This is a genomic window from Streptomyces lacaronensis (assembly GCF_047337785.1).
GTDB lineage: Bacteria > Actinomycetota > Actinomycetes > Streptomycetales > Streptomycetaceae > Streptomyces > Streptomyces lycopersici.
The window spans coordinates 418,993-438,949 of sequence record NZ_JBLHDK010000003.1 but is presented as its reverse complement, the minus strand read 5'-3'; the positions used below and the strand labels follow the sequence as shown (position 1 = coordinate 438,949).

18 protein-coding genes and 2 pseudogenes are annotated in these 19,957 nt (G+C 70.3%); 12 read left to right on the top strand and 8 right to left on the bottom strand.

Annotated elements, in window-relative coordinates; translation table 11 throughout:
- Positions 1-216: 216 nt before the first annotated feature.
- Together ctaD and ctaF are read left to right on the top strand one after the other, a co-directional pair.
- The gene (ctaD, locus tag ACMTAK_RS02910; RefSeq protein WP_413812782.1) at positions 217-1,815 is read left to right on the top strand and encodes an aa3-type cytochrome oxidase subunit I; all 1,599 of its coding nucleotides are present in this window, start codon (positions 217-219) and stop codon (positions 1,813-1,815) included.
- Complete coding sequence (gene ctaF / locus ACMTAK_RS02905) at positions 1,812-2,201, top strand: aa3-type cytochrome oxidase subunit IV (protein ID WP_413804669.1); 390 nt, start codon at positions 1,812-1,814, stop codon at positions 2,199-2,201. The genes ctaD and ctaF overlap by 4 nt, the downstream gene beginning before the upstream one ends.
- On the opposite strand, the gene qcrB is transcribed toward ctaF, so the two are convergent.
- On the bottom strand, positions 2,131-3,552 hold the full coding sequence (gene qcrB / locus ACMTAK_RS02900) for a cytochrome bc1 complex cytochrome b subunit (RefSeq protein ID WP_413812781.1): 1,422 nt from the start codon (positions 3,550-3,552) through the stop codon (positions 2,131-2,133). The genes ctaF and qcrB overlap by 71 nt on opposite strands.
- 356 nt (positions 3,553-3,908) lie before the next feature.
- Positions 3,909-4,730, bottom strand: coding sequence for an SDR family oxidoreductase (locus ACMTAK_RS02895; RefSeq protein ID WP_413804668.1), 822 nt, complete (start codon positions 4,728-4,730; stop codon positions 3,909-3,911).
- 645 nt (positions 4,731-5,375) lie between these two features.
- Between ACMTAK_RS02895 and ACMTAK_RS02890 the strand changes: the two genes are divergently transcribed.
- The 5 genes from ACMTAK_RS02890 (at position 5,376) to ACMTAK_RS02870 (ending at position 9,891) form a co-directional block, all read left to right on the top strand.
- Positions 5,376-5,609: a hypothetical protein gene (locus ACMTAK_RS02890; RefSeq protein ID WP_413804667.1), complete on the top strand. Its 234-nt coding sequence runs from the start codon at positions 5,376-5,378 to the stop codon at positions 5,607-5,609.
- Between the two features lie 87 nt (positions 5,610-5,696).
- Entirely contained in the window at positions 5,697-6,500 is an 804-nt protein-coding gene (locus ACMTAK_RS02885; protein ID WP_413804666.1) for a VOC family protein, read from the top strand.
- A 203-nt stretch (positions 6,501-6,703) separates the two neighbouring features.
- The gene (locus ACMTAK_RS02880) at positions 6,704-7,456 is read left to right on the top strand and encodes an alpha/beta fold hydrolase (RefSeq protein WP_413804665.1); all 753 of its coding nucleotides are present in this window, start codon (positions 6,704-6,706) and stop codon (positions 7,454-7,456) included.
- Positions 7,453-8,868, top strand: coding sequence for a hypothetical protein (locus ACMTAK_RS02875; protein WP_413804664.1), 1,416 nt, complete (start codon positions 7,453-7,455; stop codon positions 8,866-8,868). The genes ACMTAK_RS02880 and ACMTAK_RS02875 overlap by 4 nt, the downstream gene beginning before the upstream one ends.
- Positions 8,869-9,486: 618 nt before the next feature.
- On the top strand, positions 9,487-9,891 hold the full coding sequence (locus tag ACMTAK_RS02870) for a nuclear transport factor 2 family protein (RefSeq protein WP_413804663.1): 405 nt from the start codon (positions 9,487-9,489) through the stop codon (positions 9,889-9,891).
- 64 nt (positions 9,892-9,955) lie between these two features.
- On the opposite strand, the pseudogene ACMTAK_RS02865 reads toward ACMTAK_RS02870, so the two are convergent.
- Positions 9,956-10,153 (bottom strand): annotated as a pseudogene (locus tag ACMTAK_RS02865) (transposase); the annotation flags it as partial.
- Positions 10,154-10,158: 5 nt separating this feature from the next.
- Between ACMTAK_RS02865 and ACMTAK_RS02860 the strand changes: the two are divergent.
- Positions 10,159-10,407: pseudogene (locus ACMTAK_RS02860) on the top strand (NUDIX hydrolase); the annotation flags it as partial.
- A gap of 35 nt (positions 10,408-10,442) precedes the next feature.
- On the opposite strand, the gene ACMTAK_RS02855 reads toward ACMTAK_RS02860, so the two are convergent.
- Positions 10,443-10,739: a hypothetical protein gene (locus ACMTAK_RS02855; protein ID WP_413813268.1), complete on the bottom strand. Its 297-nt coding sequence runs from the start codon at positions 10,737-10,739 to the stop codon at positions 10,443-10,445.
- A 135-nt stretch (positions 10,740-10,874) separates the two neighbouring features.
- Here ACMTAK_RS02855 and ACMTAK_RS02850 point away from each other — a divergent pair, with 135 nt between their 5' ends.
- The 4 genes from ACMTAK_RS02850 to ACMTAK_RS02835 all read left to right on the top strand — a co-directional run bounded on the left by ACMTAK_RS02850 (position 10,875) and on the right by ACMTAK_RS02835 (position 14,492).
- A complete protein-coding gene (locus ACMTAK_RS02850) occupies positions 10,875-11,690 on the top strand; it encodes an oxidoreductase (protein WP_413804662.1) in 816 nt (271 codons plus the stop codon).
- A gap of 74 nt (positions 11,691-11,764) precedes the next feature.
- Positions 11,765-12,676, top strand: a complete 912-nt coding sequence (locus tag ACMTAK_RS02845) for an alpha/beta hydrolase (protein ID WP_413804661.1) — start codon at positions 11,765-11,767, stop codon at positions 12,674-12,676.
- 74 nt (positions 12,677-12,750) lie between these two features.
- A complete protein-coding gene (locus tag ACMTAK_RS02840; protein WP_413804660.1) occupies positions 12,751-13,764 on the top strand; it encodes an NADP-dependent oxidoreductase in 1,014 nt (337 codons plus the stop codon).
- Between the two features lie 137 nt (positions 13,765-13,901).
- Entirely contained in the window at positions 13,902-14,492 is a 591-nt protein-coding gene (locus tag ACMTAK_RS02835) for a TetR/AcrR family transcriptional regulator (RefSeq protein WP_413804659.1), read from the top strand.
- Between the two features lie 173 nt (positions 14,493-14,665).
- Here the strand turns inward: ACMTAK_RS02835 and ACMTAK_RS02830 are convergent, their stop codons facing one another.
- The 4 genes from ACMTAK_RS02830 to ACMTAK_RS02815 form a co-directional block, all read right to left on the bottom strand.
- Positions 14,666-15,217 (bottom strand): YciI family protein, encoded by a 552-nt coding sequence (locus ACMTAK_RS02830; protein WP_413804658.1) that lies wholly within the window; start codon positions 15,215-15,217, stop codon positions 14,666-14,668.
- Entirely contained in the window at positions 15,112-15,687 is a 576-nt protein-coding gene (locus ACMTAK_RS02825; RefSeq protein ID WP_413804657.1) for a hypothetical protein, read from the bottom strand. The genes ACMTAK_RS02830 and ACMTAK_RS02825 overlap by 106 nt, the downstream gene beginning before the upstream one ends.
- 431 nt (positions 15,688-16,118) lie before the next feature.
- A complete protein-coding gene (locus ACMTAK_RS02820; RefSeq protein ID WP_413804656.1) occupies positions 16,119-18,788 on the bottom strand; it encodes a family 78 glycoside hydrolase catalytic domain in 2,670 nt (889 codons plus the stop codon).
- Positions 18,789-18,829: 41 nt separating this feature from the next.
- Complete coding sequence (locus ACMTAK_RS02815; protein ID WP_413804655.1) at positions 18,830-19,906, bottom strand: LacI family DNA-binding transcriptional regulator; 1,077 nt, start codon at positions 19,904-19,906, stop codon at positions 18,830-18,832.
- Between the last annotated feature and the right edge of the window lie 51 nt (positions 19,907-19,957).

The following is a 19,957-nucleotide window of genomic DNA, read 5'->3' as shown; positions in this document are numbered from 1 at the left end:
GTGCGACACCGCCGGCTGGTTGACAGAGCCGCGGCTGGTTTTCCCGCGAGGGGAAAGGGGCACTCGCGAGGCGCTCCTCCTGCCTCCCGGCACGGTTCCTGTCGGCGTCGCGGGCCTGGGGCGGACCCGTGGAGGAGGACGATGACCGCACCGTCGAAGCGCGTCGGCACCGCACGGCAGGAGGCCGTCTCGACACCCTCTCTGGGGCGTAGGCTGATGGGCTGGTCCTCCACCACCGATCACAAGGTGATCGGTGGTCTGTACATGGTCACGGCCTTCTGCTTCTTTCTCCTCGCCGGTCTGCTGGCCTTGGCGATGCGGGCCGAACTGGCCCGGCCGGGCATGCAGTTGGTGAACGAACACACGTACAACCAGTTGTTCACGGTCCATGGCACGATCATGATGTTGCTGTTCGCGACACCGATGTTCGCCGGGTTCGCGAACGCGGTGATGCCCCTGCAGATCGGGGCCCCGGACGTGGCGTTCCCCCGGCTGAACGCCCTGTCGTACTGGATGTATCTCTTCGGTGGCCTCATGGTCGTCTCGGGTTTCCTGGTGCCGGGCGGTGCCGCGGCGTTCGGCTGGTTCGCCTACGCTCCGCTGAACAGCGCTTATCACTCGCCCGGAGCGGGTGGTGATCTGTGGGTGATGGGCTTGGTCGTGACGGGCGTGTCGACGACGCTCGGCGCGGTCAACTTCATCACCACGGTCCTGTGCCTACGGGCTCCGGGGATGACGATGTTCCGGATGCCGATCTTCACGTGGAACATCCTGTTCACGTCGATCCTGGTGCTGTTGGCGTTTCCGGTGCTGACCGCCGCGCTGCTCGCCCTGGAGGCGGACCGCAAGTTCGGGGGGCACATCTTCGACGCGGCGAACGGGGGCGCCCTCCTGTGGCAGCATCTGTTCTGGTTCTTCGGCCATCCGGAGGTCTATATCGTCGCGCTGCCGTTCTTCGGGGTCATTTCGGAGATCCTGCCGGTGTTCTCGCGCAAGCCGCTGTTCGGGTACGTGCCGCTGATCGGCGCGACCATCGCGATCACCATGCTGTCGGCGGTGGTGTGGGCGCACCACATGTTCGCCACCGGTGCGGTGCTGCTGCCGTTCTTCTCCCTGATGTCGTTCCTGATCGCGGTGCCCACGGGGATCAAGTTCTTCGCGTGGATCGGCACCATGGTCAAGGGATCGGTGTCGTTCGAGACGCCCATGCTGTGGGCGCTGGGCTTCCTGGTGTCGTTCCTGCTCGGGGGGTTGAGCGGGGTGCTGATCGCGTCCCCGCCGCTCGACTTCCACCTCACCGACTCGTACTTCATCGTGGCCCACCTGCACTACGTCCTGTTCGGCACGGTGGTCTTCGCGATGTTCGCCGGGTTCTACTTCTGGTGGCCGAAGTTCACGGGGAAGATGCTCGACGAGCGGCTCGGCAAGCTGCACTTCTGGCTGCTCTTCCCGGCCTTCCACCTGACCTTCCTGGTACAGCACTGGCTCGGCGAGGAGGGCATGCCCCGCAGATACGCCGACTACCTGCCCGCCGACGGATTCACGCTGCTCAACACGCTGTCGTCGGTGGGCGCTTTCCTGCTGGGCGTCTCCACGCTGCCCTTCCTGTACAACGTCTGGCGCACGGCCCGGTACGGGGAGAAGGTGACGGAGGACGATCCTTGGGGGTGGGGGCGCGGGCTGGAGTGGGTGACCTCCTGCCCGCCGCCCCGCCACAACTTCGTGGCGCTTCCCCGCGTACGGTCGGAGTCGCCCGCGTTCGATCTGCACCACCCCGAGGTTCTCAAGCGGGCGAAGGCCGAGGGAGAGCGATGAGGGTCGAGGCGTTCCTCTTCGGCGGCGTCGCCGCGTTCTTCGCGGGCGCCGCCGTGCTGTACGGCTGGTGGTCCGGCGATCCGGCCGGGACGGCCGCCCTGGTGGTCGCGTTCCTGATGGGCGCCCTGGTGAGCTTCTTCTGCGCGGTGCAATACCGGCGCCGGGGGCGGCGCCCACAGGACCGCCGCGACGCGGAAGTGGCCGACGCCGGTGGACCGCTGGGGTTCTTCCCGGCGAAGAGCCCCTGGCCGCTGATCACGGCTCTCGGTTTCGCCATCGTCTCCGCCGGTGTGGTCTACGGGCTGTGGCTGTTCCTCATCGGCGTCGGGGTGCTGGCGCGGGGCGTTCTGGGGATGGTGTTCCAGTACGCTCGCCGCCAGGACTGAGCGGGCGCCTGGGCGCCCCTGGACGGAACGTGTCGACGGGCCGGTGCCCGCTCACGTACCCGCCTTCCACGGTCTGCCGCACCTCGCCGGTCTCCTCCCCCTCCTCGAGGAGTTCGCGTTCGGCGTCCCGCAGGGCGTGGCAGAGCTGTCGCGTGATCACGAAGGCGACGACCGGCGCCACCACCAGGGCGATACGCAGCACCCAGGTCAGCGTGTTGACCGAGATGCGGAACGTGTGTGCCACGACGTCGTTGCCGCCGGCCAGCATCAGGACGCCGTAGAAGGTGACGCCGGCGACCCCGAGACCGGTGCGCACGGGCCGTTCCCGCGGCCGGTCGCACAGGTGCTGCTCATGGCGCCATTCGCCGGTCAGCCGCTGCTCGACGAAGGGGTACGAGTACAGGACGAGGAAGAGCAGCGCGGGCAGGACGACCGCCGGGAGCAGTACGTTCCACATGAGGGTGTGCCCGGCGACTGTCGTCTCCCAGGGCGGCACCAACCGCAACGCGCCCTCCAGGAAGCCCACGTACCAGTCGGGCTGTGAACCACTCGATACCTGGTCCGGCCGGTACGGCCCGTACACCCACACCGGATTGATCTGGGCGATACCGCCGAGCATCGCCAGCACGCCGAAGACGCCGAGGAACAGGCCGCCGGAGGAGGCTGCGAATTGCGGGAGGAACGGCTTGCCGACCGCGTTCGCGTTCGACCTGCCCGGACCCCTCCATTGGGTGTGCTTCAGGTGGACGACCAGGATCAGATGCGCCGTGAGCAGGGCGATCAGCGCACCCGGAAGCAGCAGGATGTGCATGCCGTACAGCCGCGTGACGATGTCATGGCCGGGGAACTCGCCGCCGAACACCAGGGTGCTCACGTACGTGCCGACGACCGGGATCGACAGCATGATGCCCTGCGCGATGCGCAGCCCCGTACCGGACAGCAGGTCATCGGGAAGCGAGTAGCCCGCGAAGCCCTCCGCGAGAGACAGCAGGAACAACGTGACGCCGATGATCCAGTTCGCCTCCCGGGGCCTGCGGAAGGCACCGGTGAAGAAGATCCGCAACATATGCAGACCGATGGCGCCGACGAAGACGAGTGCCGCCCAATGGTGCGTCTGCCGGATGAGGAGACCACCGCGTACGTCGAAGCTGATGCGCAGGGTCGACTCGAAGGCCGCCGACATCCGCACTCCGCGCAGGGGCACATGACGTCCGGCGTAGACCACCTCGTGCATCTCCGGCTTGAAGAACAGCGTCAGCCACACCCCCGTGAGCAGCAGGACGATCAGGCTGTAAAGCGCGATCTCGCCGAGGAGGAAGGACCAGTGGTCGGGGAACGCCTTGCGCAGCATCCGCCCGCCACCGTCGACGACCGGCAGCCGCGCGTCGACCGCGTCGGCGAACCGCTCGCCGCGGCGCCGGTGTTCAGCCGACGGCGGCGCGTCCGCCCTCGGGCTCCCGCCCGGCTCGCGGTCGTCCACAGCGTGGTCGACGGGCCGCGCACGCCTCTGGCGGTCGGGTCGCCTGCTCCTGCGCCTCGTCACGGCTCGCTCCTCGCCATCTGTCGCTTCCGGACCGCAAGGCGGGTACCCACACGCCGGGAATCACTCGCACCGCGCGCCTCCCTTCGCCGTCTGCGCGGCACATTGCGAAAGCGGCGGGACACGGCGCGCCCGAGCGTCCGAAAAGACGGTCGCGCAACGGTGGTTCAGCCCCGGCGCCAGTCATCGTTTCGCAGGTGGGAGCCCGCCATCGGGCCCATGCGGAGCATGCCCCCGTCCACGGCCCAGGAGGCGCCGGTGACATAGGTGGCGTCCGGACCGGCGAGGAAGGCGATCACGGCCGCGACCTCCCGGGCGTCGCCGGGCCGGCCCACCGGCACCCCGGGACGCTCCTCGGTCCGGACGTCGGTGTCCTCCTGGCCGGTCATCGGTGTGGCGATCTCGCCCGGCGCCACCGCGTTGACCTGGATGCCGTGCTCGGCCAGCTCGAGGGCCATCACCTGGGTGAGCAGGCCAAGTCCGCCCTTCGCCGCGCAGTAGGGTGCGGCGCCAACGCGCGGCTGATGCTCGTGCACGCTGGTGACGTTGACGATACGGCCGCCTCCGCCCCGACGGATCATGTGCCGGGCGGCGCGCTGACCACACAGGAAGGGGCCCACCAGGTCGACGTCCAGCACCCGCCGGACGGTCATCAGGTCGATATCGAGGAAAGGGGTGGCGGTGCCGGTGCCCGCGTTGTTGACCAGCACATCGAGGCGACCGAGGCGTTCGGCGAGCCGGTCGACCGCGTCCGCGGCTTCCGGCAGCCCGGTCAGATCCATCTGCTCGACAACAGCCCGCTGTCCGAGCTCCCGGACCTCGGCCGCGGTCCGCTCGGCGCCCTCGCGGTCACTGTTCCAGGTGATGCCGATGTCCATGCCTTCGGTGGCCAGCCGTACGGCCGTGGCGCGCCCGATGCCGGAGTCCGCGCCGGTGAGGACGGCAACGCGGGCGATGCCATCAGGTCCGGTGTTCTGGTGGTTGCTCATCCATCGGCTCCGATGAGGGGTGGTCGGGTGCGGGATATGTCCGGCACGGGGACCGGACGTGCGGTCGGGGGGACGGTCCCAGCGGCCTCGTGTGAGGCGCGCGGGTACCCGTCGGCGCCGGCCGTAATCGGTGCCGGAGCGTCCGGGCGTGGACCAGGCGCGCGGTGGTCTCCCGTCGGTCTGCCGCGGCGAGGGCGAGCGGTAGAGCCTTCTCGTCCCGGTCGTCGCTCGCGCCGACCGCGGGGCCGTCCGGTCCGCGGCGACCGGCGTCAGCCGGGTCGAAGCCGATGTCCGGATCAGGCCCGCCACGACTGCCTTGGCTTCCTCAACGTCGCCGGACTCGTTGACGAGTTCGCTCCCGGGGCAGGGCCGCACCGGTCAGGCGTGAGACTCGCCGTCAGCGATCCTTGCGCGAACGGTGGAAGAGCCGGGCCCGGGGGACGAACCAGCAGGTCACGAACCAGATCAGGGCCGCGGCCGCGCTGCGTCACCTGCGATCGGCGCGCTCCTTTACGAATCATCACTGAACTCAGGGGGCACCCGGCGCTGTGCGATCGACGGGAGGCCGTTCCGCCGGTCCGGTCAGGAGGGCAACTCGCTCAATGTTGCCCGCATCACCACAGCACTCGACAGTGGAGAGCCACCATGGCCCAGAGCACCGAAACAGGCGAGATCACCGGCACCAAGGACAAGAACTACAACCTGGTCTGGTATGTCGAGGCATGCCTGAGCAATGCCCTGCGCTTGGAGACCTACATCCAGGACGCGGAACGCGAGAAGGACACCGAGGTCGCGGACTTGTTCCGCAGGGCCCAGGCCGACAGCCGCAAGGGTGCTGAGCTGGGCAAACAGCTGCTGAAGGCACGGCTCGGCAGCTGATCCGCCGAACACCCGAGGGCCCCGAACACCCGAGGGCCCCGGACGCCGGGGCCTTCGCGCGCGAGTGAGAGAGCGAGGGTGAGTTCCATGACGGCTTCCGGGCGTGCGCGAGGCGGTCATTTCTCGTGCTGGGCGAGTCTGGCTGCCCGTGACCTTCCGGCCGCTCAGGCGTTCTACGGCTCGGTCCTGGGCTGGGAGTGGCGCGCTGATCCCCTCGGAGAGGACTTCCGGATCGCCTTCGCCGGGGGCTCGGCCGTGGCGAGCCTCGGAGCATGTGGAGCCGCCCTCCAGGCGGTGGCCTGCTGGATCCCGTTCTTCACGGTCCCCGACGTGGACGAGACTGTTGCACGGGTGCATGAGCGCGGTGGCACGGTCGGTGTCGGCCCCCTCTCCTGCGGGACCGGCCGGGCCGCGCTGGCCGCGGACCGCGACGGCGCCGCGTTCGGGGTCTGGGCCAGGCCGCGCCCCGCCGTCCCGCACGGCGAGCGCTCGGCCCCGGGGACGCGAGAGCGCAGGCCGGCCGTATGGCCGCTGCTCCGTACCCGTGACGCGTTCGCGGCCGCGATGTTCTACGGCGAGGTCTTCGACTGGGCCTCCGGCGACGATGCCCACGATGGCCCCACCGTCGCCTACGAGGACCCCGAGGTGGTCGTACGGGCGGGCGGGAAGACCGTCGTCAGGCTTCGGGGGGAACAGGCGAAGGCCCGTCCCGATCCGCCCCTCCAACCGCGCTGGCGCCTCCACTTCCGCGTACCCGATGTGGACACCGCCGCGGCGGCGGCGCGCTCCGCGGGAGGCGGTGTCGCCGACCCGCCGGCCACCACCTCCACGGGGAGACGCGCGATCGTCCGGGACCCCGAGGGGAGCCTGTTCACTGTCACCGACCGATGAACGAGGTCCGCCGATGAACGAGGTCCGCCGGCCGCCGTCGGCCTCCGTCCGGGCTAACCCGCCCCAGGACGCGTCCGGCCCCGGCTCACGGCCGGCCCGAGCCTTGAGCCGGCTGGGCCGTCGTCCTGGCATGTGCCGTGCGCCGGTGCCGCGGGCGCCGCTTCACCGACGCGGCGGGTGCGGAATCCCGGTAGAGATGGACCATGCGACGGATCGTGGCGACGGCGGGCGACTGGCCGGTGGTGGCTTGGTGGCGCACCGGGCGGGGACCGTCGGTGGTGTGCGTCCATGGTGCCGGTGTCTCCAGCCGGGAGTTCCGGCCGTTCCTCGACGTGTTCGGCCGCCGCCATGACGTGTGGGCCCTCGACCTTCCCGGGTTCGGCGCGAGCACCGGGCCCGCGCATCCGCTGGGGCTGCGGGCGCTGGCCGACGCGCTCGCGGGGTGGCTGAGCGCTGTGGGCCTGGAGCACGTGGTGCTGCTGGGCGGCTCCTTCGGCTGCCAGGTGGCCGTGGACACCGCGGTCCGCCATCCGGGCCGGGTGGCCGGGCTGGTCCTGGTCGGGCCGACGGTGGACCCCGCCGCACGGGGCTTCACCCGGCAGCTGCTGCGCTGGCTGCGCAACTCGCCCCACGAACGGGCCTCGATGGCGGCGCTCAACCTGGCCGACTACCGCGACGCGGGCCTGCGCCGCGTGTTCAGTACCTTCGGCGAGGCGCTGCGCGACCGCATCGAGGACAAGCTGCCCCATGTCGTCATGCCGGCCCTGGTGGTCCGGGGAGCCGATGACCGGCTGGTTCCCCAGGAGTGGGCCGAGGAAGTGACCCGGCTGCTGCCGGCGGGCCGGCTGGCCGTGGTGCCGGACGCCGGCCACATGGTGCCCTACCGGAGGCCGGATGAGCTGTCCGGGGTCGTCGGCGAGTTCCTCGCCGAGGTCCGTGGAAGGACGGCGAGGTGAGGGTGTCCGGGGCGGAGGTGAAGGCGTCCCGGGCGGTCGCCGTGTTCGACTCGGCCACCGGGATGCTGCGCGCCCTGTCGCGTTTCCTCGCCGGGCGTGACGTCCCGGCCATCGGCCAGTTCCCCACCGCCTTCGAGGTGCCGCTGTCCGGTTTGCTGGGCGCCCTCAACCGGCTGCCGACGCCGGCGCGGGAGCGGGCCTACGCCGCGAGCGGCTGGGCCGAGGCCCTGCCCCTGCGCAGGGTCGGCGCCGTCCGGTCCGAGGCCCTGGCCGCATGGGCGACGTCCCACTACCCCCGGCGCCGCTACCCCGTGATCTTCATCGGTTCCGCCAACGGGGCACTGGTCCATCTGGCCGCCGCCCTGGACGCGGCATGGCTGCCGCAAACCCTGCTGCTCCCGGTGCGCCGCCGCGGCGTCGGGCCCGACGATCCGCGCGGCGATCTGGCCGCCGTCCACGACGCGGGCCGGGCCCTGCTCGCCGCCAACCCGGATGTGCTCCTGCACCACATGCACGATCCCAATCAGGACCGGCTCATGATCGCCGGGATGACGTACTTCCGCGTCAAATGGCACCGGCTGCCGGTGGCCTACCGCCGCTTCATCCGCGACCACCTGGCCCCCAGCGGAACGGTCATCGCCGTCGACTGCACACTACGCTGGCCCACCACCCACGTGGACGATCGCTATGTGTTCCAGTTCGGCGCCCTGGGGGACGCCGCACCCGACGAGTACAGGTCCGGCGGCCCGCGCGTCGCCGACCTGCTGGCCCGCTACGGCTCCGCCACGCGCTGCTGGGACCCGCCCACCGCCGACGGCGAGAGCCCCGAGGCGGAGTGGGGCCTCCAGCCGGCGCTCCTCGACGACGTCTCCGCCTTCGCCGGACGGCACCGGCTCCGCCTGGGCCTGCTGCGCTTCGACACGCCGCAGCGGCTCAGCCCCGCCGTCGCCGACCTCCACCGCTCCTGGTACGCCGAGCGCGGCCTGCCCACCGGCCGGCTCCTGGTGGAGTCCTTCCTCCTGCTCGACCCCTGGCAAGCACTGCGAACCGGCTCCGTGCCGTACTGGACGGTCTTCGGCACCCAGGCGTCCCGCGCCGGCCTCGACGCGTATCTGGACACCACCGAGCCGTACGACGAGATCCGCGTGCTGCTCTTCAACCACGGCACCGACTCCATCGGCCTGGCCGGCGCGGAGGACTGGCGGCGTACGGCGGCCCGTGCCCGCAAGATCGGCGTGCTGACCGGTGTGGACGCCGCCGCGTACCCCCGCGACTTCGCCGGCTTGGTCCGCTCGCACCGGGAACTGGCCAGGATCCGCGCCCGCTACCCGATGCCACTGCCACTCGGCATCGCCGACGCCACCGCGGCGCTCACCGGCCGGGGACACATCGACTGGCGTCCGGACGGGTGATGTCAGCCCGCCGCGCCGGAGTTCAGTGACGCCGTGACCCAGCCACGCGGGAGGAACCGATCCTCCTGCCTGGCGAGGAGCCCGAATCGCGCCTCGCCGCCCCGGTGACGGGCCCCGACGCGTGGGATATTCCGCGCGAGGGGCGCGGGTCGCTGCCGATCGCGGTCGGCGAGCCGGCCCCGAGCAGAGAAGACCGTCGACCCAGAGCCGGGGGAGGCAGGCGGAGACAGCGGAAGAGGTCGCCGCCGCGCCGCTCGCGATCCGCTTCGGCGTCGCGCCGTTACCCTCGGCTCGCCACTGGGAATGCCTCGGTGGCGGGCCGCTCCCCTACAAGAGGAAGGGCAGCTGATGGATGAGTTCCAGCGGTCGTGGCTGCTGGCGCGGCGCGCACCGGACTCGGACCCGGCTGACCTGGGCGCCGGTTCTTCCGACCGCGGTCGGCTCGTGCGGTCCGAAGATGGGGTGAGCCGGGTGGCGGTCACTCGACGCCATGCCAGGGTGGACGGTTGCCGCCCTCCGATCCGGCCAAAGGGGGGACGTGGCAGCCCAGGTCCGCCTGGCCCGGGCCGGCTGTGGCCCGGAGTGCCTAGGCTGTCACCGCTACGGAAAGGCGGTGCCATGGATGCTGACTCCCGTACCAGGGCCGCGATCGAGGAGCATTGGCAGGCCTCGGAACGCGGGAACACCGAAGCCGAGCACGCCATCTACGCCACGGACGCGATCCTGGACTATCCGCAGTCAGGTGAGCGGTTCCGGGGCCGAGCGGCGATCTCGGCGCAACGCGGCGGGCACCCGGCCGACCGACACTTCACCGTCCAGCGGATCACCGGCCATGCGAATCTGTGGGTGAGCGAATGCGTCATCACCTACGACGGTGTGCCTTCGTACTCGGTGAGCATCATGGAACTCGCTGACCAGCACGTGGTGCACGAGACGCAGTACTTCGCCGACCCGTTCGGCGCGCCGGCCTGGCGGGCCGCGCTCGCGGAGCCAATGCCGGGCCGGACCATCGCCGGAGCCTGATTCTTGGCCTCGCTCGGGTCAGCCGGGTGACCGGTCTGTCACTTTGTTGAAGTTCCAAGAACTCCTATTGCGATGACTTCGAGCGCCTCCAGCAGATGAGCGCGCATGCGAGGGTGAGGAAGGCTTCATGGATGTCGTCGCGGATCTCCCAGCGGATCCGCAGGCGGCGGAACCAGTGCGGGTGGGCGAACGCGCGCTCCACGACCCAGCGTTGGGTGCCGAGTCCGGAACCGTGCTCGGTGCCGCGCCGGGCTATCAGCGGGAGCCGTGTTCCGAAACTCCCTCACCCCCGTCGCGGCTCCAGCCGACGAGTGCGGTAACGCCTTGATCTCCTTCGGGCTCGGGGCGGAAGGAGCCCCACCGGATGATGCGCCGTTGTCGGCGGCGTTGGTTGCCGTCTGGCACGCCGACCGGGTCCTCATGGTCTTCGATCGGTTCCGCCAGTCCTGGGAACTGCCTGGCGGGCGTATTGAAGCAGGTGAACCCCCTCGTCAGGCGGGTGCGCGCGACCTCCACGAAGCCCTCCCAGGACGCGTGCAACCCCTGGACACCTACCTCGCTCGGCTCACGCACGAGTCGAACGCCGACTTCTCCCCCGAGGATGTGGGCCGGCCCGTCCGCGGCGTGGTGGCAGCGGCGGCGCCCAGTCCGTCGATCTGGGTCGCCAGGGTCTTGTCGGCGTACGCCAGGTGCAGCCAGTCCTCCTCGCCGGGGTCGCCGCGGGAGACCGGCTCCCACAGCGGGTCGCGGTTCTGCCGGTAGAGGTGGCTGCCGAGGAACACCTCGCGGGGCACGGCTGTCGGCGGGCGCCGCTGCTGCTTGTATCGGTGGCTTGCCGCCCTCGTCACCCCCTTTCCCCTCCCGCACCAAACGGCAGGTTCCCGGCGGTCGCCGGAGCCGCTCCTTGCCATCGGCCCCCGTCCCGCAGTACGATTACGATCGTAAGCTAAACGATCGTAATTCAATTATGCAGGGAGTCTGTGATGGCGATACATCGACCGGTAGCACTCGTGACGGGGGCGTCATCGGGGATCGGTAACACAACCGCTCGCGCCTTCGTCACAGCCGGGTTCGAGGTGATCGGAACCGGACGGAGCACCTCGGGACTCACCCCGCCCGCCGGTGTGACCTTCCTGGACCTCGACGTGACCAGTGACGAATCCGTCACCGCCGCCGTCCAGGAAGTGATCGAACGGTTCGGCCGGATCGACGTCCTCGTCAACAACGCCGGTCTGGGTTCGGCCGGCGCCGCCGAGGAGAACTCCGTCGCCCAGGCCCAGAGCCTCTTCAACCTCAACTTCTTCGGTCTCGTCCGCATGACGAAGGCCGTCCTGCCCCACATGCGCGCCCAGGGCCGTGGACGCATCGTCAACCTCTCGTCCGTCCTCGGCGTCATCCCGCAGCCCTACATGGCCCTCTACGTCGCCGCGAAGCACGCCATCGAGGGCTACTCCGAGTCCCTGGACCACGAGGTCCGCGAGCACGGCGTCCGCGTCCTGCTCGTCGAGCCCGGCTACACCCGGACCGCCTTCGATGCCAATGCCGCGCAGCCCGACACCCCGCTGCCGCTGTATACGGAGCGGCGGCGTGTCTTCGACGAAGTGGTCGCCGCGGCGATGAAGACCGGCGACGACCCCGCCGTCGTCGCCAAGGTGATCGTCACGGCAGCCACCGCCCCGAAGCCGAAGCTGCGCTACACCGCCGGACCGCTGGCCTCGCGCATCGCCACCGCGCGACGTCTCGTCCCCGCCGGGATCTTCGACAAGCAGATCCGCAGATTCAACCGGATGCCCGGCTGACGTCGCACCCGGCCCATCGACCTGCAGTGCGCGCGAGAGGCGCGTTCGGCTCTGACCTGGCAAGGAGCATCACCGTGGGAATCAGCACGGAAGCACAGCGGTTCGCGCAGTTCCTCGAAAGCGTGCGCGCGAAGGCGTCGACACCGGGCCTCGATCTGGCCGTCGTCCGCGACATCGTCGACACACATGCTTCGGCATCGACCGAGCCGGAAGGCGTCACCTACGCCGACGTGGACGCGGGCGGCGTCCCCGCCCTGTGGGCCATCCCTGAGGGCGCCGACCCTGACAAGGCGCTGCTCCACTTCCATTTCGGCGGATCGGTCGCCGCCTCGATCTCTTCGGACCGCAAGGCCGCCGGCCACATCGCCAAGGCGGCCGGAGCCCGCTCACTCGTCGTGGGCTTCCGCCTGGCGCCCGAGCACCCCCACCCGGCGCAGATCGACGACGCCGAGACCGCCTACCGCTGGCTGCTCGCGCAGGGCTACGAGCCGCGGAACATAGGCAGCACCGGTCACTCCATCGGAGGCACCCTCGCGGTCGCGCTGCCGCTGCGCCTGCTCGCCAAGGGCGAGCCAGCCCCCGGGGCGATCATCAGCATCTCGCCGTGGACCGACCTCACCATCAGCAACCCGAAGGTGGACGAGAACGAGGAACTCGACAAGATGCTCAGCCGGGACATCCTCGAGCAGTTCCGAGCAGCCTGGCTGCAGGACCCCGGCGTGGACTTCACCGACCCCGACATCAGCCTCGTGAACGCCGACCTGACCGGCCTGCCGCCCACGGCCCTCCACTACGGCGAGTACGAGGTGCTTGCCGGCGAGGGCGCCGACTTCGGCCGCCGACTCGCCGACTTCAAGACCCTCTCCGAGGTCCGCCCGCTGCCCGAGGGCCAGCACTCGTTCATCCTCGGCGCGGGGCGCGTGCCCGAGGTGGACCGGGCGATCGAGCAGATGGGTCAGTGGCTTCGTCGGCACCTCGGCAGCTGACGTGGAAGCTGCCCGGACATGCGCATCGTCCGCCGATAAGGCAACCGAGAAGATCACGCAAAGGGATGGCCGACATGAAGGCATTCGTCGTCGAGAAGTACGGCAAGGACGGCCTGCGCGCCGCAGAGGTTCCCGAGCCCACCGTCGGGGATGGCGACGTCCTGGTCCGAGTGAGCGCCACCAGCATCAACCCACTGGACAAAATGGTCCGCAACGGGGAGTTCAAACGACTCCTGAAGTACAAGCTTCCGTTCGTGCTCGGCCACGATGTCGCCGGCATCGTGACGCAGGTCGGGTCGGCCGTGCGCGACTTGACAGTCGGCGACGAGGTCTACGCACGTCCCCGCGACCTGCGGATCGGAGGCTTCGCCGAGTTCATCGCGATCGACCAGGACGACGTCTCGCCCAAGCCGGAGTCACTCACCCTCCGCGAGGCGGCCGCGGTGCCGCTGGTGGGCTTGGCCGCCTGGCAGATCCTCGTCGACCGCGCCCACGTGATGCCGGGTCAGAAGGTGCTCATCCACGCCGGTGCCGGTGGCCTCGGATCGACGGTCATCCAGCTCGCCAAGCACCTCGGTGCCACGGTGGCGACGACCACGAACTCCCGCACCGAGAAGTTGGTCAGGAGCCTCGGCGCCGACATCGTCGTCGACTACACCAAGGAGGACTTCTCGCAGCTGCTGTCCGGCTACGACCTGGTGCTGGACTCCCTTGGCGGGGCGAACCTCGAGAAGTCGCTGACCGTGCTGAAGCCGGGCGGCCTGGCCATCGGTGTCGTCGGCCCGCCGGACGCCGGGTTCGCCAGGCAACTCGACGCCCCGTCGTTCATGGGCGTGGTCATGTCCGCGCTCAGCCGCAGGGTGCGCAAGCGGGCCAAGGTCCTGGGTGTGCGCTATCAGTTCTTCTTCATGCAGGCCGGCGGCGCCCAGCTCCGTGAACTCGGCGCCCTGTACGACAACGGACGGCTCCGCCCGGTCATCGACCGAACTTTCCCCTTCGACCGGACGCTCGAGGCGATGGCGTATGTCGAGCAGGGGCGTACCACGGCCGGAAAGGTCGTGATCTCGATGGCGCCCGACAATGACTGAATCGAGCTGGCCGCAGAGAAGGCGTGGCGGTGCTCCAAGACGCCGTTCGCATACCATTGGAGTACGTTCGCAATCCAATATGATGGCGAAGCCGGCGGAGGGCAGGTGACCCTTCCGGCGCACAAAGGAGCGAGCGCGTGGCGCGTTACGGGAAAGAGCACAAGCAGGCGACGAGGCAGCGGATCATCGAGACCGCCGGCCGCCGGTTCAAGCAGGACGGTATCGACGGCTCGGGCATCTCGACGCTGATGGCCGACGCCGGACTGACCAACGGCGCCTTCTACGCCCACTTCGCGTCCAAGGACGATCTCGTGGCCACCGCGGTCGCGGACCAGTTGCGCACGCAGTACGCGAACGTCATCGAGCAGGCGGCCCCCGGGGTCGCCGGACTCGAGCAGATCGTACGGTGGTATCTGTCGCCCCAGCACCGCGACAGTCCCGACGACGGCTGCCCCTCCGCCGCACTCCTCGATGAGATCGGGCGCTGCGCGGACGAGACCAAGCAGGCGTACACCGACGGCGTGGTCGCCGTCATCGACGGTATCGCCGCTCGCCTGGCGCCTGCCGATCCGCGCTCGGTGCACATGAAGACCCTCAGCGTCTACGCCATGATGGTCGGGACGCTGCAGCTCTCCCGCGCCCTGGCCGACCGGCGACTCTCCGACGAACTCCTCGAAGAGGGCATCCGCAACGCCCTCACTCTGCTCAGCGCACAGCAGTCCCGCTGACACGCCGCAGGGCCGAGATCCCCGTGGGTTCGGGGAAACTGAAAGGTGTTCAGCGTGAACCCACGGGTTCGCCAGTACGCGTCAGGCCGATCCATCCGCGGGTCCGGGTGAAACACGGGGATGCCGAGCGATCCGACGGACTTCCGCGGTGACGTCGGCCTGGACGTCCTCCGTCATGAGGGCCGCCCGCCGAACTGCCAGTTGTGCACCTCGATGTCGGCGTACCGGTCCGGAGTCAGGATGGCGCGTGCCGTTTCCGGGTCCGGCGCCCGGAGCAACACCGCCGTGCCCAGCCAGGTGGTGCCGTCGTCGGACCGCAACGGCCCGTAGGCGATCAGCTCGTCCCGGTCGGGCGGCACCGCGAGGTCGGCGGGCCGCCCCGTGCCGAGACCGAGCACCAGATAGCGGTTGCCGCCGGTCCGGCCGCCGGGGAAGTCCCACATGGTGCGCCCCAGCGTGTTGCGCCACCGTCGCAGCAGCACGTCCCGGTAGGCGCCGGCCTGGTAGTTCGGCTCGTCGAAGGCGAAAACGCGGGCAGCGGCGGGATCGGGCAGGTCGACGATGTGCACGCTGCCGGTGGGTGTGTCGCCGTCGTCGGCGAGGGTCGGGCCCCGGGCGATCATTTCCTTCGCGTACCGGTCCATGTAGGACCAATGATCTTCCAGCAGCTTGTCGCGCAGCGGCAGGGAACCGGGCCGGTCGCGGTGGTAGCAGAGGAACTCCATGCCCATAGGGTCTCGTCAAGGAGGTAACCAGGCGAGCGAGTTTCACCGCGATGACTGCTGCGATAGAGCCTGCCGGCCGGGCCGGGCTCGACGGCGGTCTTCTGCATGATCAGCAGGTGGGGGTTGGCCGTGTTCGGCCAGCGGCCGCGGCGGTGGTCGAGCCAGTCCAGGACAGCACGGTGGGTGAGCTCGTCGAGCGGGGTGGTGGCGGTGGCGATTGCCTTGTCGATGTCCGCCTGTTCAAGGGACTGGAGGATGCCGCCGGTCTGTCGGGGGACACGGATCCGGATCGTGGGGTTGCGGAAGATGTGGCCGACGTCGCTGGTGATCCAGCGGCTCCAGCCGCGGACCTCGCCCAGCACCCGGGCCGTCTGCCGGGCCCGGACCAGCCAGGGGATGGCCAGGTCAGCGTGCTGCTCCCGGTCGAACCGCCGGAAATCGCGGGACACGGTGAACAGCGTCAGCTGCACCCAGCCCGTGATCACGCGGGGCCGTTCGGGAACCAGTGGGCGCTTCGGGACGCGTCGTCCGGGCTTGCCGACCGGCGGGCCGCCGTTCTTGGGCCGCTGCAGGTTCGCGAATAACAGCCGCTGGCAGGGACCTGCCGCGGGTACGCCTTGATCACTGACGCCTTGCCGCTGGCCTTGATCGCCCAGGTGGCCTGGGCCCGGCCGTATGTCGAGGCGGGTTAACGCGTCGCGGTCGTCGACCGGTGTGGGCAGTGGGTGCAGCGGTCGGGCGTTGTCGATGCCCTGGTGCGGTTGGTGGGCGTTGTAGAAGTGCTCTTGCGTTACCCAGGAGGTGGTCGGGGGTGCGGTGGCGCCCAGTATCCGGATGCGGCGTCCTGCACCAGGACATCGCCGGCAACTCCTCCCGCTGGAGCTGGAGCTGTAATCACCCGCTACCTACCGCGAGCCAAAGGATGGCGCGACACGAACCGGCCCGGCCCAAGTGGCAGTTTCTCGCCGTCGGGAAAGAGAACCGTGGCGCTGGTTGTGGGCGGGACATCAACGGTGATGTGCAGTTCGTCGTCCTCCGTGCGCCATTCGACCGCGATCACGCCGCGCGGGCTGTCGAAGGTGCCGCGCGCCCACTCGACCGACGCGTGGGGCAAGGGCGCGACGACGAACCGCTCCCAGGCCACCGAGCCTTCGGCCTGTCGTAGTCCGAGGGTGTGGGTGTGCAGGAAGTGGATGACGGCGCCCTTGCTGTAGTGGTTGAGCGAGTCGTGCGCGTCGCCGTTCTCGTCGATGCCGTCCCAGTCCTCCCAGATCGTGGTGGCGCCGCGGTCGAGCATGCCGAGCCAGGACGGCGACGTGCGCTGGAGAAGTACCTCGTAAGCGAGGTCCTGGTGGCCGGTGTCGGCGAGGACGGGCAGCAGGTCGGGGGTGGAGAGGAAGCCGGTGCCCAGGTGTGTTCCGGCCTTGCGGATCAGCTCGGCCAGGCGCCCGGCGACGGCGTCGCGCAGCCTCTCGGGTGCCAGTCCGAGGGCGAGGGCGCGGACGTAGCTCGCCTGGGTGTCGACGGTGGTGCGGCCGGTGTCGTCGAGGAACTCAGTGCACCAGGCGTCCTTGGTCCGCTGGGCCAGCCGGGTGTAGCGGGCGGCATCGGCCTCGCGGCCCAGGACGGTGGCGACCTGGGCGAGGGTGGCGGTGGAGCGGTACAGGAAGGCGGTGCCCACCTCGCCCTTGTCGGTGCTCATCCAGCCGTCCGGGCCGTCCTCCACCGGTTCGATCAGCGAACCGTCCTCGGCGCGGGCTTTCGGCTCGCCCCACTCCCCCCAGTGGAAGGAACCGTCCCAGATGAACTCCTCGTGCGGCAGGGGCTGGGTAGAGCGGGCCACGCGGGAGGGGTGGCGGGCGGTACGGGCGGTGGTCAGTGCCCACTCGACCCAGCGGGTCATCGCGTCCCAGTTCTCGGCGAGCAACCGGTGGTCGCCGTAGGTCTCGTACAGCAGCCAGGGCACCAGCACGATGGCGTCGCCCCAGCCTGCCGAGCCCGTCATCCTGTCCAGGCGCCGGTCGCCGCGGAGCTTGATGCGCCGTCCGTCAGGCGAGAAGTTGGCGATGCGTCCGTCGTCGAGTTGGTCGTCGCGGACCGAGCGGAGCCATTTGCGGCTGAAGCCGTACACGTCGTAGAGGCGCACGGCGCTGGGCGCGAAGACCTGGTAGTCGCCGGTCCAGCCGATGCGTTCGCGGGTGGGGCAGTCGGTGGGGACGTCGACGGCGTTGCCGCGGAAGCTCCAGCGGGCGACCTCGTACAGGTGGTTCAGGTCTGGGTGGGAGCAGGCGAAGGTGCCGGTGGAGCGCAGGTCGGTGTGGACCACGCGCATGGTGAGGCTCGACGCGTCGAGCGGGGCGTCGCCGCGCTCCAGGCGGGCGTACCGGAATCCGTGCACGGTGTGGCGGGGTTCGAAGACCTCGCCGGCGGCTCCGGAGGAGACGGCCTCGTCGTGCTGGACGAAGACGGTCACCGGGTCGCCCGGGCGCTGGATGTCCAGGTGAGAGGTGGTCAGATCGCCGGTGGAAGGGTCGAGGTGCTCACCGTAGTCGATCACCGTGCGGGTTCCGGTCGGGCCGAGGTCGGTGAGGGCGACCCAGCCGGAGGCGTTCTGGCCGAAGTCGGCGATCCAGGCGCCGCCGGGCAGCCGGATGAGCGAGGCGGCGGGACGGTCCTCGACGCGGCGCACGGGCGGGGCCGGTGACCAGTCGATCGGGGGCGCGGTAACGGCGTCGACGAGGACGGGCCGCTCGGGCCCGCGGGGGGCGAGGAAGTCGGTGATCTGGCCGTCCATCAGATCGGCCCGGATGAAGGGGCTCGGGGCGCAGGTCCAGTGCTCGTCGGTGCGTGCGACCTGACGCGTCCCGTCGGCATGCTCCACATGCAACTCCAGCCGGGCGGCGAGGAGTTCCCCCCAGCCGGCCGGTTTACGGAAGGCGCCGACCTGGCCGCGGTACCAGCCGTCGGACAGCACGATCTCGACAGTGTTGGTGCCGGGGTGGACGGAGGCGGTGACGTCGGCGGCCTGGGCGTACAGGGTGCGGTCGTACGAGGTCGAGCCGGGCGCGAGTTCGATGGTGCCCGCGCGCTCGCCGTTGACGAACGCCTCGTACACGCCGAGGGCGGTCGAGTACAGGCGAGCGCGAACCGCGCCGGTGGTGGTGAAGGTGGCGCGCAGGACGTGCGCGGGGCGGGTGCCGGGGGCCAGGCGCGCAGTCTGCGGATCGCCCGCGGGGGTGATCCAGCGTGCCGTCCAGTCCGCGTCGAGCAGCCCGGCCTCGAAGTCGTGCCAGGCGCTCCATGGGGAGAGCTGTGCCTCGGTACGGGACCGCACCCGCCAGCGGACGCGTTCGCCGCTGCGCAGCGGCGGGGCCGGCCAGTCGGCGTAGAGGTGATCGTCGACGGGCGCCGTCAGCGGGGGGCGGTCCTCGACGCGTATCTCCAGCTCGTGGGCGCCGCGGGCCGGCATGCCCTCGGCGGGTTTCCACGACAGGCGCGGGCTGCTCCCGGAGACCGGGAACAGGTCGCCGCCGAAGTCGATCGTGAGGTCGTACGGAGCGGGCGCGGACATCGGTGCCATCGTCTCCCTTTCGGGGTGGGTGGCCGATTGATTCAGGAGGTGGCGCCACCCGGGGCCGGCCCGGGGGCGTCGCGGTCGGTCACGGAGGGGAGGGGTCTGGTCGAGTCGCGGACAATCAGCCTGGTGGCCAGCTCGACATGGTGGGAGTCGATCTCCTCTGAGGCGGCAAGGCGAAGGGCGGTGCGCAGAGCCACGGTCCCCATCTCAGGCACGGGACCGTGGATGGTGGTCAGCGGGGGTGAGATCACCTGAGCCAGCGGGGTGTTGTCGAAGCCGACGACGCTGAGGTCGTCCGGTACGCGCAGGCCGCGCCGCCGAGCGGCTTCGATGACCCCGGCGGCCAGTTCGTCGGAGGCGGCGAACACCGCGGTGGGCGCGGGGTCCACGGCCAGCAGTCGCCCGCCGTGCTCGATGCCCTCGGCGGCGTGGAACGTGCCGGCATGGCGGATCAATTCGCCCAGCACCGGCGCGCCGGCCGCTTCCATCGCGCTGCGGAACCCGTGTAGCCGGGCCTGGTTGGACCAGGCGTGCTCCGTGCCGCCGAGGTAGGCGATACGGCGGTGGCCGAGGGAGAGCAGATGCGTGGCGGCGGCGTGGCCGCCGGCGAAGTTGGTCGCACCGACGCTGACGATAGAGCCATCGGGCAACGACTCCGGGTCGAGCAGCACCACCGGCAGCCGGACCCGGTTCAGGGCTTCGAGGATCGGGGCCGACAGAGTGTTCGCCGTGACCGCGATGACCGCGCGCCGGCCGGCGGCGGCCAGGCCGCGGGCCCATGCGGCGGGGTCGGCCGCAGGGTCGTGGTCGCCGCGTCTGCCGACCACCACGCCGATGCCCTCGCGGGCCCCCGCGTCCACCACACTCTGGATGATCTCCGTGTGGTAGATGCTCAACCGGGCGAACCCGAAGAACAGTTCCACCGTGGGGTACGCGCGCAGATCGTCCCGGTTCCCGCCGTAGTTGTACTGGCGCATCAGATCCAGCACCAGGTCGCGCGTCTGCTGCGCCACGTCGGGGCGCCCATTGATGACCTTGGAGACGGTGGCCACCGAGACGCCGGCGGACTCGGCGATCTGCGCCAGTGTCACGCGGCTCGAAGTGGATGCCATGGCTGCCCCTTTGACGACCGTGTCGGACGTAGCGTTCCGTGCAGTCAGCAC